This is a genomic window from Aliirhizobium cellulosilyticum, from assembly GCF_014198105.1.
GTDB lineage: Bacteria > Pseudomonadota > Alphaproteobacteria > Rhizobiales > Rhizobiaceae > Neorhizobium > Neorhizobium cellulosilyticum.
In genome coordinates this window covers 187584-203027 of the sequence record NZ_JACIGW010000005.1, presented here as the reverse complement: position 1 = coordinate 203027, position 15444 = coordinate 187584, and the positions used below count along the sequence as shown (strand labels likewise).

General features: G+C 57.9%; 18 protein-coding genes and 1 tRNA gene. 11 read left to right on the top strand and 8 right to left on the bottom strand.

Translation table 11 applies throughout. From position 1 onward, the window contains the following. Positions 1–245: 245 nt before the first annotated feature. The 4 genes from ribH to GGE33_RS20220 all read left to right on the top strand — a co-directional run bounded on the left by ribH (position 246) and on the right by GGE33_RS20220 (position 4747). A complete protein-coding gene (gene ribH, locus GGE33_RS20235; RefSeq protein ID WP_112457197.1) occupies positions 246–707 on the top strand; it encodes a 6,7-dimethyl-8-ribityllumazine synthase in 462 nt (153 codons plus the stop codon). Continuing rightward, positions 707–1180, top strand: coding sequence for a transcription antitermination factor NusB (gene nusB / locus GGE33_RS20230; RefSeq protein ID WP_148145332.1), 474 nt, complete (start codon positions 707–709; stop codon positions 1178–1180). The genes ribH and nusB overlap by 1 nt, the downstream gene beginning before the upstream one ends. Positions 1181–1193: 13 nt before the next feature. Continuing rightward, on the top strand, positions 1194–2417 hold the full coding sequence (locus GGE33_RS20225; protein WP_183827133.1) for an MFS transporter: 1224 nt from the start codon (positions 1194–1196) through the stop codon (positions 2415–2417). Positions 2418–2605: 188 nt separating this feature from the next. Continuing rightward, positions 2606–4747, top strand: a complete 2142-nt coding sequence (locus tag GGE33_RS20220; protein ID WP_183827130.1) for a sodium-translocating pyrophosphatase — start codon at positions 2606–2608, stop codon at positions 4745–4747. 72 nt (positions 4748–4819) lie between these two features. Here the strand turns inward: GGE33_RS20220 and GGE33_RS20215 are convergent, their stop codons facing one another. Further along, the gene (locus GGE33_RS20215; RefSeq protein ID WP_183685073.1) at positions 4820–5335 is read right to left on the bottom strand and encodes an outer membrane protein assembly factor BamE domain-containing protein; all 516 of its coding nucleotides are present in this window, start codon (positions 5333–5335) and stop codon (positions 4820–4822) included. A 219-nt stretch (positions 5336–5554) separates the two neighbouring features. On the opposite strand from GGE33_RS20215, the gene GGE33_RS20210 reads away from it, so the two are divergent. The 7 genes from GGE33_RS20210 to GGE33_RS20180 all read left to right on the top strand — a co-directional run bounded on the left by GGE33_RS20210 (position 5555) and on the right by GGE33_RS20180 (position 10788). Then, positions 5555–6094: a ubiquinol-cytochrome C chaperone family protein gene (locus GGE33_RS20210; RefSeq protein WP_183827127.1), complete on the top strand. Its 540-nt coding sequence runs from the start codon at positions 5555–5557 to the stop codon at positions 6092–6094. Positions 6095–6113: 19 nt separating this feature from the next. Beyond that, positions 6114–6680, top strand: a complete 567-nt coding sequence (locus tag GGE33_RS20205; RefSeq protein ID WP_148145327.1) for a YceD family protein — start codon at positions 6114–6116, stop codon at positions 6678–6680. Between the two features lie 145 nt (positions 6681–6825). Beyond that, positions 6826–7872 (top strand): phosphate acyltransferase PlsX, encoded by a 1047-nt coding sequence (gene plsX / locus GGE33_RS20200; protein ID WP_148145326.1) that lies wholly within the window; start codon positions 6826–6828, stop codon positions 7870–7872. Positions 7873–7891: 19 nt separating this feature from the next. Continuing rightward, on the top strand, positions 7892–8863 hold the full coding sequence (locus GGE33_RS20195) for a beta-ketoacyl-ACP synthase III (protein ID WP_183827124.1): 972 nt from the start codon (positions 7892–7894) through the stop codon (positions 8861–8863). A gap of 118 nt (positions 8864–8981) precedes the next feature. Next, entirely contained in the window at positions 8982–9320 is a 339-nt protein-coding gene (locus GGE33_RS20190) for an integration host factor subunit alpha (RefSeq protein WP_139673127.1), read from the top strand. Between the two features lie 332 nt (positions 9321–9652). Next, positions 9653–10189: a MerR family transcriptional regulator gene (locus tag GGE33_RS20185; protein WP_183827121.1), complete on the top strand. Its 537-nt coding sequence runs from the start codon at positions 9653–9655 to the stop codon at positions 10187–10189. Positions 10190–10305: 116 nt separating this feature from the next. After that, complete coding sequence (locus GGE33_RS20180; protein WP_183827118.1) at positions 10306–10788, top strand: BA14K family protein; 483 nt, start codon at positions 10306–10308, stop codon at positions 10786–10788. Between the two features lie 202 nt (positions 10789–10990). On the opposite strand, the gene GGE33_RS20175 is transcribed toward GGE33_RS20180, so the two are convergent. From GGE33_RS20175 to GGE33_RS20145, 7 genes are all read right to left on the bottom strand, one after another. Then, positions 10991–11067: transfer RNA gene (locus GGE33_RS20175), tRNA-Pro, on the bottom strand. 157 nt (positions 11068–11224) lie between these two features. Then, on the bottom strand, positions 11225–11569 hold the full coding sequence (locus GGE33_RS20170) for a hypothetical protein (protein ID WP_183827115.1): 345 nt from the start codon (positions 11567–11569) through the stop codon (positions 11225–11227). A gap of 182 nt (positions 11570–11751) precedes the next feature. Continuing rightward, complete coding sequence (locus tag GGE33_RS20165; RefSeq protein WP_112457211.1) at positions 11752–11940, bottom strand: hypothetical protein; 189 nt, start codon at positions 11938–11940, stop codon at positions 11752–11754. 93 nt (positions 11941–12033) lie between these two features. After that, on the bottom strand, positions 12034–12183 hold the full coding sequence (locus GGE33_RS20160; RefSeq protein WP_183685025.1) for a hypothetical protein: 150 nt from the start codon (positions 12181–12183) through the stop codon (positions 12034–12036). 71 nt (positions 12184–12254) lie between these two features. Then, complete coding sequence (locus GGE33_RS20155) at positions 12255–12545, bottom strand: helix-turn-helix domain-containing protein (protein ID WP_183827112.1); 291 nt, start codon at positions 12543–12545, stop codon at positions 12255–12257. A gap of 30 nt (positions 12546–12575) precedes the next feature. Continuing rightward, positions 12576–13838, bottom strand: coding sequence for an O-antigen ligase family protein (locus tag GGE33_RS20150; RefSeq protein ID WP_183827109.1), 1263 nt, complete (start codon positions 13836–13838; stop codon positions 12576–12578). Continuing rightward, positions 13835–15379 (bottom strand): undecaprenyl-phosphate glucose phosphotransferase, encoded by a 1545-nt coding sequence (locus GGE33_RS20145; RefSeq protein ID WP_183827106.1) that lies wholly within the window; start codon positions 15377–15379, stop codon positions 13835–13837. The genes GGE33_RS20150 and GGE33_RS20145 overlap by 4 nt, the downstream gene beginning before the upstream one ends. Positions 15380–15444: the final 65 nt, after the last annotated feature.

The following is a 15444-nucleotide window of genomic DNA, read 5'->3' as shown; positions in this document are numbered from 1 at the left end:
ACGAAGGTGGCAAGAGTGATACGCTTTGTCTGCTTAGTTTAACAGATAATTAATTACTGGCTATGGAGATGATCCGAACCGGGATTGATTAAGTATTGTGGAGCGTCTTGAGACGATCCTATTCCCGGCATGCAGGCCTCGTTCCCGCAAAATCGCTTGCCAAGCGCCTCCGGGCGTGTTTTGACCGCGCCCATGCTAGAAGTCCGCCACTTGCCGGACCGAATACACGTATCTTAAGGTGATCCATGTCGCTCGAAACCGCTCCACACATCCTGATCGTAGAGGCTCGCTTCTATGATGATATGGCCGATGCCCTGCTTGACGGTGCAACTTCGGCACTCAAGGAGGCGGGAGCGACCTACGATGTAATTACCGTTCCCGGTGCGCTGGAAATTCCGCCGACGATCGCCATGGCGCTCGACGCTTCCGAAAACGGCGGCACCGAATATGACGGTTTCGTCGCCCTCGGCATGGTCATCCGCGGCGAGACCTATCACTTCGATATCGTTTCCAATGAATCCTCGCGCGCATTGATGGATCTTGCCGTCTCGGAATCGCTTGCCATCGGCAACGGCATCATGACCGTTGAGAACGACGATCAGGCCTGGGCGCGTGTGCGCCGTTCGGACAAGGACAAGGGCGGCTTCGCAGCCCGTGCGGCACTGACAATGATCGCCGTGCGCGAAAAGCTGAACGGTGCACGCTGATGTCTAACGAAGAAAAACAGATCAAGCCGGTCAACCAGCGCGGTGCAGCCCGCCTCGCAGCCGTGCAGGCGCTCTACCAGATGGATATCGGTGGTACGGGGGTGCTTGAGGTCGTGGCTGAATATGAGGCCCATCGCCTGGGCCAGGAACTCGACGGCGACACCTATCTTAAGGCCGATCCGTCCTGGTTCCGCTCGATCGTCTCCGGCGTCGTGCGTGACCAGACCAAGATCGACCCGATCGTGCGCTCCTCGCTGCAGGAAGACTGGCCGCTCTCGCGTCTCGATTCGACGCTCCGCGCCATCTTACGTGCCGGCACGTTCGAAATCCTCGAGCGCAAGGACGTCCCGGTTCCGGTCATTGTTACCGAATATGTCGAGATCGCACGCGCCTTCTTCGAAGAGGACGAGCCGCGCATCGTCAATGCGGTTCTCGATCGGATTGCCAAACAGGTTCGTGGCGACAAGAAGTAACAGGTAGGCAGACATGGACGGTGTGGTGGACGGCCTTCAGACGCAAATGCGCGCCGCCCGCCGCAACGTCGCATTACTTGCGGTAAGCCAGGCAATCCTTGGATCCGCAGCGCCTCTTTCGATCGCAATCGGCTCGCTTGCCGGATATCAGTTGCTCGGCGACGATAAGTCTCTCGCCACGGCCCCCATCACCGCCTTCAATGTCGGAACGGCCTGCGGCGCAGTCGTCATCGCCATTCTGTCGCGCTTTCTCGGTCGCCGTGAAGCCTTCATGGCCGGTTGCCTGATCGGGGCTGCCGGCGGTGCTTTCGCCGCGATCGCACTTTTTCGCGAGAGCTTCTGGCTCTTCGCCCTGGCGCTTCTGTTCATCGGCACGTCCTCCGGCTTCACGCAAAAAATCCGCTTTGCCGCCGCAGATGCTTCGCCGTCCTCCTACAAGCCCAAGGCGATTTCCTGGATTCTCGGCGCGGGCATCGTCTCGGCGGTTCTCGGCCCCCAGATCGTCATCTGGGCGAAGGACTTGTTTGCCCCGGTGACCTTTGCGGGAGCCTTCATCGCGCTCATTCCGCTCTGCCTCGCGGGGATCGGCATATTCTCCTTTCTGAAGCTTCCGCAGACGAAGACGGCCCCCCAAAGCTCTGAGCCGGCACGGCCGCTGAAAGAGATCGTTCTGACGCAGCGCTTTCTAACCGGCATGATCTGCGGCATCTGCATCTATGCCCTGATGACCTTCGTCATGACTGGGGCGCCGCTTGCCATGGTGATCGGTTGCGGTTTCCCGCCCGAAATGGCGACCCTTGGCATCCAGTGGCATGTGCTTGCCATGTTCGGCCCGAGTTTCATCACCGGCTCGCTGATCTCCCGCTTCGGTGCCGAAAAGGTCGTTGCAATCGGCATTTTCGTGATGATGGGCTGCGCCGTCGTCGCGCATCTCGGCATCGAGCTCTGGAATTTCTGGGGCGCGCTTGTCCTGCTCGGCATCGGCTGGAATTTCGGCTTCATCGGGTCGACCGCGATTGTCGCATCCAGCTACCGGCCGCATGAAGCCGACAAGGTTCAGGGGTTTCACGATATCGTGCTGTTCGGCACGGTGGCATTGTCGTCATTCTCCTCAGGCAAGGTCTTCGTCACCTGGGGTTGGTCTTTCATCAATATGGTGATCTGGCCGGTTGCGGTGATCTGCCTTCTTTTGATCGCCGCCCTGCTGTTCAGGCGCTCTTCGGCGAAGTCGCTGTAAGGCGAGTATTAACTCATATTACAACCTGCGTCCATTTGAGCCCTTGTCCCCGCAGGGCTTGACGTCATTTCATCTCCACCGCAATCTCGCTTCGCATGGCGGAAACGCTTCCTTGGGAGGGGAGAGCATCCGCAGGGAAATGCGCAGCCGGGATTTTTCGTCCCGGCGATCAGGGAGAGGAAAATAGTATGACAGTCATTTTGGGTGTGATCGTCTGCGGTCTGCTGTCGATCATCTATGCCGTGTGGGCGACGCGTTCCGTAATGGCCGCCGACCAGGGCAATGAACGCATGCAGGAAATTGCTGGCTATATCCGTGAGGGGGCTCAAGCCTATCTGACGCGCCAGTACATGACGATTGCCGCAGTCGGCGTCGTCGTTGCCATACTTGCATGGCTGCTTCTGTCCGGCACGGCTGCCTTGGGCTTTATAATCGGCGCGGTACTGTCCGGCGCTGCAGGTTTTATTGGCATGCATGTTTCCGTCCGGGCCAATGTTCGTACGGCGCAAGCGTCTTCGCACAGCCTTGCCGCGGGGCTAGATATCGCCTTCAAATCGGGGGCGATCACCGGCATGCTGGTTGCCGGTCTCGCACTTCTCGGTGTCTCCATTTATTACTGGGTGCTGACCGCAGGCCTCGGCCACGCAAGCAGCTCTCGTGAGGTCGTTGACGCGCTTGTCGCGCTCGGCTTCGGCGCTTCGCTCATCTCGATCTTCGCTCGTCTCGGCGGCGGTATCTTCACCAAGGGTGCCGATGTCGGTGGCGACCTTGTGGGCAAGGTCGAGGCCGGCATTCCCGAAGACGATCCGCGCAACCCGGCAACGATTGCCGATAACGTCGGCGACAATGTCGGCGATTGCGCCGGCATGGCGGCCGACCTGTTCGAGACCTATGCGGTGTCGGTCGTTGCGACCATGGTGCTTGCCGCGATCTTCTTTGCCGGCGCTCCGGTGCTCGAATCGGCGATGCTCTATCCGCTGGCCATCTGCGGCGTCTGCATCGTCACGTCGATCATCGGCACCTTCTTCGTCAAGCTCGGCAGCAACGGCTCGATCATGGGGGCTCTCTACAAGGGCCTGATCGCAACCGGAGTCCTGTCCATTTTTGGCCTTGCCATCGCCACGTCGATGACGGTCGGCTGGGGTGTGATCGGCACCGTTGCCGGCAAGGAAATCACCGGCACCAGCCTTTTCGTCTGCGGTCTTGTCGGTCTCGTCGTCACGGCTTTGATCGTCGTTATCACCGAATACTATACCGGCACCAACAAACGCCCGGTCAATTCGATTGCCCAGGCGTCGGTCACCGGTCACGGTACAAACGTCATCCAGGGTCTCGCCGTCTCACTCGAATCGACGGCGCTTCCGGCAATCGTCATCGTCGGCGGCATCATTGCCACCTATCAGCTGGGTGGTCTCTTCGGCACGGGTATTGCCGTGACCGCCATGCTCGGCCTTGCCGGCATGATCGTCGCGCTCGACGCCTTCGGGCCGGTCACGGACAATGCCGGCGGTATCGCCGAAATGTCTCATTTGCCGCCGGAAGTTCGCAAGTCGACCGACGCGCTCGATGCCGTCGGCAACACCACCAAGGCGGTCACCAAGGGCTACGCCATCGGTTCCGCCGGTCTTGGTGCACTCGTATTGTTTGCCGCATACTCCAACGACCTGCAGTATTTTGCCGCCAATCCGCAGCAATATCCGTACTTCGAAGGGGTAGGGCCGATCTCGTTCAGCCTTGCCAATCCTTACGTCGTCGCTGGTCTGATCTTCGGTGGTCTTATTCCCTACCTGTTCGGCGGTATTGCCATGACCGCCGTGGGCAAGGCAGCAAGCTCGATCGTCGAAGAGGTTCGCCGTCAGTTCCGCGAGAAGCCGGGTATCATGCAGGGGACCGATCGGCCGGACTACGGTCGTGCGGTCGATATTCTGACGCGTGCCGCTATCCGCGAAATGATTATTCCGTCGCTGCTTCCGGTCCTCGCCCCTATCGTCGTCTATTTCGGCGTTCTGCTGATCTCCGGGGGCGACAAGGCGTCTGCCTTTGCGGCACTCGGAGCCTCGCTTCTCGGCGTGATCGTCAACGGCCTCTTCGTCGCCATCTCGATGACGTCTGGCGGCGGCGCATGGGACAATGCCAAGAAGAGTTTTGAGGACGGTTTCGTCGACAAGGACGGCCAGCGTCACCTGAAAGGTTCCGATGCTCACAAGGCCTCGGTCACCGGTGATACGGTCGGCGATCCCTACAAGGATACGGCAGGCCCGGCGGTCAACCCGGCCATCAAGATCACCAATATAGTGGCCTTGCTGCTGCTGGCGATCCTCGCTGGCTGAACTGCCTGCCACCTCTTCAAATGAAAGAAGCCCGCGGAGCGATCCGCGGGCTTCTGTGCATTCGATGATTGTTTAGTTGCTGAGCAGGCTGCGCATTGCCGCCGCACCCGCACCGGGGCCGGAGCCGCCGGAGAGGATTTGCTGCAGGAAGGTCAGGTCGCGACCGCCGGTTGGCGTGGTGCGCGAGATCGTGTCGAATACCTTGCCGTCCTGGAGCGTGTAGTTCGCCTTGCGCGCGACAACGCCTTCCTTGTTGAGGTAGATGGCGAGAACCGACTGCTCGACCAGCTTCGGCTTCATGAAGGCGGCGGCGCGCTCGCGCTTCTGTGAAATGTAATAGAGCACTTCCGAATCGAAGGTTGCCGTTGTCGATGGCGTGCCCATTGTCAGCAGCACCTGTTCGCGGCTCGAACCTTCCGGGATCAGGGCAAGCGACTTCTGGTCGATCACGTAGCCGTTATACATGGTGTCGCCGATATCCATCGACGTGCAGCCAGCGGCGGTGACAGAAGCGACAAGCACAAGGCTGATGGCAGTTTTATTCAGAAAATTCATACCGTACTCGACAGTCCGCTTCTTCAACGGGATCCCCCAGGTAAACGAGACCGGCGCTTGAGACCGGACTTCTGCTGTTCATCACCATTGTGGCTATTCCGGGGAAGAGAACCCTGCAATGCCAAACCTTTTACGGATCGAACGCATCCCGTCTGCGGCCCCGGCCGAACGGCATTGCAATTCGCGCCTGCTTCGGTAAACCAGCTTTCGTCTCCATGCAACATTGGGCCCGGACATTCGCGGGACTTATCGATGATCTTCGGGCTGTTCAAAAAGAAAAAACACAATCGGGTCATTGTCGACCGGCAATATGCTGCCCTTACCTCGGCTGCCCGCACGCCTGTGTTCTACACCGATCTTGGTGTGCCCGACACGGTCATGGGCCGCTACGAAATGCTGTCGATCACAATGATCCTGTTTTTTCGCCGGACCGCGAAGTCTCCGACCAGCGGGCAGGAACTGGCACAGGAAATTGTGGATGCGTTTTTCCAGGATCTCGACCATTCGATCCGCGAGCTCGGGATCGGTGATCAGGGCGTTCCTAAACGCATGAAGAAACTCGCCGGCATGTTTTACGGGCGGCTGGAGACCTATGCCAAGGCGCTCGATGCGGGCGATCTTGGAGAGCTGGCGAAAGGCCTTGCCCGCAACATATATCCGGAAAACCAGTCTGCGCCTGATATGGCGCGGCTGGCCGCATGGATGGCCGAGGCGGAGCGGCATCTCGCTGTAACGCCGGAAGACGATATCGCTCGCGGCAACGCGGTTATCCCGCAGCCCTTGGCCGGCTGAAACGGGAAAGTGAGGAAAGATGAAAAACGACAACAATTCGGCGGGAAAGCCGCCATTCTCCTATCCGGTCAAAGTCGGAAACATTTCGGCCAATGCCGTTACAGTCAAGGTGTCTGCCGATGACCGTGAGCGCAAGGACCTCGCCGAGATATGGCAGGTTCTGGAGGTGAAGTCGCTGCAGGCGGAAGTCTATCTGTCGCGCTGGAAAAAGGACGGCGTGCGCGTCAAGGGGCGCGTCGAAGCCGAGATCGTCCAGGCCTGCGTGCTGACGCTGGAGCCGGTCGAATCACGCATCAACGAAGATTTCGAGCAGATATTCGTTCCCGAGGGATCCAAGCTCGCTCGCGTCGTCGCCAAGGACGCGGCCGAGATGGTGCTTGATCCGGACGGTCCCGATCTTCCTGAGGAATTCGCCGGAGACACTATCGATATCGGCGAGGCGATCACCGAGTTTGCGGCACTGGCGATCGATCCCTATCCGCGCAAGCAGGGCGTCGAGTTTTCGGACCATATCGAGAGCACGGCTGATGCCAAGAGCGATCGGCCGAACCCGTTCGCGGCGCTCAAGGACTGGAAAAAAGACTAGGCCTGTTGTAAGCGGCGGCGAAAACTATATTTTGGCCACGATTTCGCCGACAGGGCCAAGCATGAGCATGGCCGGAACGCCGGCGACGACCGCTGGACGGGTTTAATGGCCGGTCCGTTCGGTCGAAGATAAGGATCAGATACGCGTGATCAGAATTTCTGTGGATGCCATGGGGGGTGATTTCGGTCCCGAGGTTGTCATACCCGGTACTGCAAAGGCTCTCGAACGGCACCCCGAGGCGACCTTCATCATCTATGGGTTGAAGGGCGAATGCGAGCCGTTGCTGGCCAAGTACCCGAAACTGCGCGACCGCTCGATTTTTCACGAGTGCGAAGTCGCCGTCTCCATGGACGAAAAACCGAGCGCAGCTCTGCGGCGCGGCCGTTACGTTTCATCCATGTGGCGCTCCATCGAGGCGGTGAAACTCGGAGAGGCAGATGTCTGCGTTTCTGCTGGAAACACCGGCGCCCTGATGGCCATGGCCAAGTTCTGTCTGAGGACGATGGCCAATATCGAGCGCCCGGCAATCGCCGGCATCTGGCCAACCCTCAAAGGCGAAAGCATTGTTTTGGATATTGGGGCGACGATTGGTGCTGATAGCCAGCAGCTTCTCGATTTTGCCTTGATGGGCGGAGCGATGGCGCGCGCCCTGTTCGAGATCGACCGCCCGACGGTTGGCCTTCTCAATGTCGGCGTTGAAGAGGTGAAGGGACAGGAAGAAGTCAAGGAAGCCGGCCGGTTACTGCGCGAGGCTAACCTTCCGACGATCGCCTACCACGGATTTGTCGAAGGAAACGATATCGGCAAGGGTACGGTCGACGTGGTCGTCACTGAAGGTTTCACCGGCAATATCGCGCTGAAGACGGCTGAAGGCACTGCCAAGCAGATCGCGACGCTGCTTCGCGAATCGATGTCCCGCACATTACTTGCCAAGATCGGCTATCTTTTGGCTAAACCCGCGTTTGACCGGCTGCGTGAGAAGATGGATCCGAACAAGGTCAACGGCGGCGTATTCCTTGGCCTTAACGGCATCGTTATCAAAAGCCATGGCGGCACTACTGCCGATGGCTTTGCCGCGGCGATCGATGTCGCTTATGACATGGCGCGCAACGACCTGAACGCGAAGATCGCGCAGGATTTGACACTTTATCATGCCAAGCATCAGCCTCCGGCTGGTCCTGAAGCTGCATGACGACAGGATGTGATTGAGAATGATCCGATCAGTAGTTCGCGGCTATGGGGCAGCGCTCCCGAAACGGGTAGTGACCAATTGTGAGTTGGAAGACATCGTCGATACGACCGACGAATGGATCGTCCAGCGCACGGGCATCACGCAGCGTTATATCGCCGGCGAAGGCGAAACCACGGCCTCGCTCGGAGAGCAGGCTGCACGCGCAGCACTCGACAATGCCGGCCTGACAACGGACGACATCGATCTCATCCTGGTTGCGACCTCGACGCCGGACAACACGTTCCCGGCAACGGCTGTCGACATCCAGCGCCGTCTCGGTATGGAACACGGTTATGCCTTCGACATGCAGGCCGTCTGCACCGGTTTTGTCTATGCGATGGCGACGGCCGATCTGCATATTCGCGGCGGCATGGCACGCCGAGCGCTGGTAATCGGCGCTGAGACCTTCTCGCGTATCCTCGATTGGAAAGATCGCACGACTTGCGTTCTGTTCGGCGACGGTGCGGGCGCACTCGTGCTCGAGGCCCAGGAAGGCGAGGGGACCATGAGTGATCGTGGCATCCTGACGGCCAAGCTGCGCTCTGATGGCTCCCACAAGGAAAAACTCTATGTCGACGGTGGGCCGTCCTCGACCGGAACGGTTGGCCACCTGCGCATGGAAGGCCGCGAGGTCTTCAAGCACGCTGTCGGCATGATCACGGACGTTATCGAAGGCGCGTTCGAAGCGACTGGAACAACAGCCGAGGATATCGACTGGCTTGTCCCGCACCAGGCCAACCGCCGTATCATTGATGCGTCTGCCAAAAAGCTCGGCATTCCGCCAGAGAAGGTTGTCGTGACTGTGGATCTTCATGGAAACACGTCCGCTGCATCGATCCCGCTCGCACTTTCAGTAGCGCTTTCGGACGGCCGGATAAAAAAGGGCGATCTGGTGATGCTCGAGGCGATGGGCGGTGGATTTACTTGGGGTTCTGTTCTCGTTCGCTGGTAGGAATGCCACGGCCTTCCGGAACAAATAACTGATTGGCGACAGGTGCTTGACCCTGATCGCCAAGCAAAATAGTCTTGTGTGGCTTTGACGAGATCAATTTGCAAACTGGGCGGGGATCATGGCCGGAAAGACAGTGACGCGTGCAGACTTGGCGGAATCGGTATTTCGCAAGGTTGGGCTCTCCCGGACTGAGTCGGCGGAGCTCGTAGAGACAGTAATTGATGAGATCTGCAACGCGATCATTCGCGGCGAGGTCGTAAAGCTTTCCTCCTTCGCGACCTTCCAGGTCCGCTCGAAAAACGAGCGTATCGGACGTAACCCGAAAACCGGTGAGGAAGTGCCGATTTCTCCGCGCCGGGTCATGACCTTCAAGGCTTCCAATGTCCTGAAGCAACGGATCTTGAAGTCCCATACCAGCCGCAAGGCCAAGCAGAAGTCTGCGGCTCCGGTCGCCTGAGCTTGAAGCAATTGAAGCCAAACTAGGCACGGGTTTTCCGTCCGGAATTGCGTCAAGATAAAGAGATAGAGCGATTTAGCGTTTTGAAGAGAAGCGGAAACGCTCTGCATAAGCTCCTGTTTTATCTCATTCCTGTGAACATGCTTGAATCCTTGCTCTCAACCCATTGAGATAAGTGGGAATCCGAGCGTAGTCTGTCGCATCGTCACGAAAGCCGGAATCGGCATGCGATACCAGGATTATGAATCGTCACCCGGTTGTTCTCGCGTCAGATCTGAAGCGAGGTGGCGTGGCTTGGGTCGGCTTCACGGCCGCTGTTTGGAGGTTTGAGCGTGGACAAGAGCCCGGATGCATTCCGCACGATCAGCGAAGTCGCAGATGATCTCGATCTGCCGCAGCACGTTTTGCGCTTCTGGGAAACCCGTTTCACGCAGATCAAGCCAATGAAGCGTGGCGGTGGTCGTCGTTATTACCGGCCTGAGGACGTCGAGCTACTGAAAGGCATCCGTCATCTGCTCTACGATCACGGTTATACGATCAAGGGCGTGCAGAAGCTTCTGAAGACGAATGGCAACAAGTTCGTTGCGGCCATCGCCTCGGGCGATGTTGCCACCATGGACGCCATTATTGCCTCAAGCAGCGAGAAGCACGCCGAGCCGAAGGTTGGAGCAACCGAGGAAGATCAGGTTCTGGGACGGCCCAAGGTCAAGCCCAGCGGCCGCTTTTTCGGCTTCGGTTCATCTGGGGACGACGGCACTCCGGAAGTGTCGATCGGAAAATCGAGTGTGGGCAAGGAAGATCGCGCATTGCTGCAGGAAGCGCTGTTCGATCTCCTGGAATGTAAGCGGTTACTGGACCAGGTACGCTGAAACAATCAACGCCGGTCACCACAACTATATGTGATCACCCGAATTTTACTGTTCACCTCTGGTTCAGCACGCAAATCAGATCATTTACCTCAGGGAGACATTCCGAGGAGAATGAAATGAAGAAGAAACTTGCAATTATCCTGGTGTCCGCCGTTACCGCATTGACCGGCGTCGTACCGGCCAATGCATTTCCGATGGTACGCGCCCCTTCGGTTCAAGCCTCACAGCAGGTTGAGAAGGTTCAATGGCGTGAAGGCCGTCATGACTGGCGACGTTATGGACCACGTTATTCCGATCGCCGCTGGCGTGACGAGCGTCGCTGGCGTGATGATCGCCGGTATTACAGTGACCGTCGCTGGCGTCACCATCGTCATCACGGCGGCTCTAATACAGGTGCGATCATTGGCGGGCTTGCTGCCGGTGCTATCATCGGCGGCGCACTGGCCGCGCCTCGCTACGCTCCGCCGGAGCGCCGTTATGTCGGCGGCAACAGCCATGTGAACTGGTGCTATGCTCGCTATCGTTCATATCGAACATATGACAACACTTTCCAGCCCTATAATGGTCCCCGCCAGCAGTGCTACTCGCCCTATCGTTAAGGTGCTCGATCTTTCCGCGATTACCGATGCCGCTCCGTCCAACGGGGCGGCATTTTTTATCGGGTTGAAAAAAGGGGAGTTGCGATTTACCGGGAGGAGCTGTTGTTGAGGTAGGCGGAAAACGCAAGAGCCTGCCCTTCGACGATGCCATCGTGCGAAGCGCAAGAGAGAAAAATCCAACTGATTTTAGATGGGGGATAATTGGTCGGAATGGCGGGATTCGAACCCACGACCCCTTGACCCCCAGTCAAGTGCGCTACCGGGCTGCGCTACATTCCGACCTGCTTCGAGAGCAAGACTTCCATACTGGCATGACATTGCTGGCGCAAGCGAAAAATCCCGGTCTTGATGCTGGTTGCACATGATCCGACGAAAAAGTCCTGCCGCACGCGCAAGGTAGGGCAGGACTAGATTAATTTTGGAAAAAGCATCCCAATCAGATGATTGGGCAACCGCGCCGATTTGCGAAGGTGATGCGATCCGGACCGCTTCGCGTCATGCCTTCAACGGTCACGCTACGGGATGTCACGCGAACCACCTCGGGGCGACGAAGCCCTTCGTCACGTGCCGCGGCACGTGCCTCGCCGGGGCTGCAGCCGCGGTCCCGGTCCCGGTCGCGATCGCCGTAACGATCCCGGTCGCGGTCCCGTATAACCGGGCGTACCCCATCCGGTCCGATGCGAAGCTCCATATCCTGTGCCGCGGCCGGCATGGCAAAGACCGAGCACGTGGCCACAGACAGGGCCGCCGCAAGTCCGAATTTTGAAACCATCTTGAACATCTCTTCTCCTCCGCGCGTAAGTCGTGACGTCGCGCATAAGTTATAAATCCACGGAGAAGTAACCCGCTGGTGGATCAAAAAGTTCCGCCGCGGTGAGAGTTTGCTTTTAAGTATAGGGAAATAATCAAACGCAGGACAGGAAGCACTCAATCAATGAGTGCTTCGCTATGTTTTGCCTGGTGTTATCTAAAGCGAGGAGCCCGGCTGGCGTTCATCAGCAGTTCCTGCTGGGTGGCGAAAGGCCCAAGAAGCTTCAGAAGTCTTGCTTCCTCTTCGGTATCGAGGCGGTAGCGGCGCGAAAAATCGGCGACGCTCCATACTTTCCTCAAACCTTTTTCCTCGATGTCAGCAGTGCTGAGATGCGATGTCATGTGAACCCCTCTTCGTGTTCAGCGACTTTGCCAAAGGTAATGTGAAATAAAGAATGCGCTTATGTAGTTAAGTTTATATACGCAATTTTACCTTTATTGTCCTTCAACTTTCACGCCATTCTCCCCGATGCTGATTGATACGCCTTCAGGCTTTGTTTCTTCGCGGTATAGATAGAAACTAAGGCCAGCGACCACGACGATCAGTGCGCCGATGATGAGATAAAGGTTGTTGCTGCGTGTCATGCATGTCCCCGATGTAGATTTCGGCGGAGAAACGCGTTTCAACTCAAATGGTTCCAGAAAATTTATGGAATCTAGTCGTCATTGGTCGAATTCAGATTCTGGGGTCTGATGCCTTCGTCTATTGGCTGGTGATGCAGGCGGACGCCGGGACCGGATGCGTCCTGCTGACCGGCGGAAACAAAGATGATGCCGCGGGATTCAAGCACCCGCTTCAGTTTTCTTGAAAGCTCCGGCTCGGCATTGCCTGTTGAAGCCTCGGCATCACGAATGCTGTTGCCGGAGACGCCGGCCGCCTTGGCAAGCTCTTCGATCGAAAGCCCGATCATGGCGCGGGCTGCGCGCAATTGCGATGTGGTAATCATGCTTATGAATTGGAATGACTCCGGCCGAAGTCAAGCGCCTGCAGCACCTGCCGTAGCGTCTATGGCGCGTTGCCGCCGCATATGTTTATGCTCGAGCGCGTAGCAGCCCCACAGGAGGCCGAGAAGCAGATAGAAGTGTCGCCAGTGGTCGGTGTCGATGACGTTGCCGATGAGCGAATGGCCAAGGATCATGACCCAGCAGATCATCAGATAGGGCTGCCATGGTCGCTCCCGCAGGAGATAACGGAAACCCATCCAGATCGTGGACCAGATCATGATCTGGTAGGTCACCGCACCCAGCCAGCCGTAGGTCGTGAGTGATTTAAGCCAGATATTATGCTCGTCCTCGCCATAGATCTTGCCGAATGCCATTGGGCCCAGCCCGAAGGGCCGCTCCATAGCCATCAGGAAGCCGATCCGGTGCCGTTCGAAACGGCCGAACCTTGCTCCGTCGTATGACTGCACCAGCTTGGCACGGTTGGTGAAAAGGTCTGAGATCTGGGGAATCTGAAGCGCGATGACCAGGGCAAGAATGAGCGCCAGCGCTGCAATGGCTGAGATGATCAGGATCTTCAGCCGGAATGCGGTTGTCCGCTCTTTCAAAAGCATTGCAACGACAAGCGCAATGCCGCTGAAAAGCAGTAACCCCCAGGCTGCACGGGAAAACGAAAGGAATACGCCGATGACCAATACCAGTATGCCGGCGATCAGAAACGGCGCTTCCATGATGCGACCTGTCAGCAGCCGGTAGAGCATGTAGAGGATCGGGGCGATGAGATAAGGCCCGAACACGTTCGGATCCTGAAACGCACCCATGGCGCGATCGTAGCGGGTAAAAACATGGGCGCCCGGAAAGGCGTTGAAATAGCCGAGGATACCGAGAAGCGCCGTGATGATCGCCGCCACCACCCAGACCCGAAAGATCAGTTCGAATCTGCCCGGATCATCCTCGATGATCGCGGCATAGAAGACCGAACTTAACGCAAGAAAAATCGAGACGGCGATATACATCGGCGCGCCGCTCATATCCTTCATGACGGTGATGGAGAACATGCCGCCAATATTGAAGACCATAAGCAGCGCAAGCAGAAGGCAGACAGTGCGCGAAATGCGCAGGCCAAGCAGGAACCAGATGGCGATCTGAATCACCATGACGAGTTCGTATGGGGCAGGTTCCGAGATGACAAAACCCGACAGGAAGACACCGAACGCCAGCAGGCAGGCCCCGAGAAGCCGGGCAATCTGTGCTGCGGAAAGGCGCTGGGCCCGGGTTTCGAAATTCGCCGTACTCAATACGCGTTGTCCGTGTTGAACAGGCTGATCGGGGTCAGAAACAGGATTTTCAGATCAAAGAGCAATGACCAGTTCTCAATATAGTCCAGGTCATGCTCGGTACGGGCTCGGATTTTTTCATCCGAATCGAGTTCGCCGCGCAGGCCCTTGACCTGTGCCCATCCGGTGACGCCGGGCTTGACCCTGTGTCGGGCGAAATAGCTTTCGATGACATCGACATATTTGCGTTCGCCCGTTTGAGCGTGAACGGCGTGAGGACGCGGGCCGACCAGGGAAAGTTCGCCCTTCAGCACGTTGAAGAGCTGCGGCAGTTCATCGATCGATGATTTGCGCAGGAAGCGTCCCACCGGGGTAACGCGCGGGTCACCCTTGGTGACCGCTTTGACAGCCGTCTGGTCGCTCATGTTCGTATACATGGAACGGAACTTGAGGACCTTGATGGTCTCGTTGTTGAAACCGTGCCGGTTTTGCCGAAACAATATCGGTCCTTCGGACGTCGTTTTGACCGCGATCGCGGCAGCCAGCATGATCGGCCACAGAAGTACGATAGCAATGAGTGTGAAAACGATGTCGAAGGAACGTTTTGCAACGGAATCCCAGTCGCGGATCGGTTTGTCGAAAATGTCGAACATCGGCACCGAGCCGACATGCGAGTAGGAGCGGGGCCGGAAACGCAGGCGGTTCGCATGAGCCGCGAGCCGGATGTCGACGGGAAGCACCCAGAGTTTGCGAAGGAGCTGCAGGATTCGCGCCTCTGCGCTTGCCGGCAAGGCGATGATCAGCATGTCGATGCGCGCGAGGCGCGCGAATTCGATCAGTTCGGCGAATGTGCCAAGTTTGGGGTAACCGGCCACGACGCTCGGAGAACGGTCGCTGCCGCGGTCATCGAAGATGCCGCAGATGCGAATGTCGTTGTCTGGCTGCTGTTCCAATGCGCGGATGAACTGCTTCGCAGGCTCGCCGCCGCCGACGATGACGGCACGGCGCTCCATCACGCCGTTGCGCGCCCAGTGGCGGATCGCATAGGCGGTCAGAAGGCGTTCGCCTAGCAGGAAGGCGCAGCCGCAGAGGAACCAGATCGTTGCGGCGCCGACGGGGTAAAGCACACCCTCGGCGATCGAGATGCCGAGATAGGTCAAAATGAAGCCCATCGCCCAGGCGGCGAGTACTCGTCTGGCATTCCGTCGTGCTGCGCGGATAGATGGGATGAGATAAGTATCGGCAAGCTGCAGGAACAGCACCGTCAACGATGCGCCAACGGCAGTTACAACGAAACGAGTGAGGAAATGACTGTCAGCGGGAACCGGCTGCAAATAGCACGCAAGCAGGCCTATCGCGAGAAGCGATACGAATTCGAACAGGCGAAACTGTCCGATCAGCATAGTCGGTGAATAATTGTTGTCGCTAAACTGGTCGGCTATCTGTTTGGCGAACGGATTGAGCTCGACGGGAGTTGCCGGTCCGTTATGTGATCCGCCCTCCGCGACGCTGCGGCGCAATGCCTCGAGGTCCAGGTCCGGCCGATTGCCCAAGTCGCTCATGAAACGGTCCCTTGTCTCCCGGTTGTCAACGGAGAGATCATGAGAAATCGCTTATCAGGAAGATG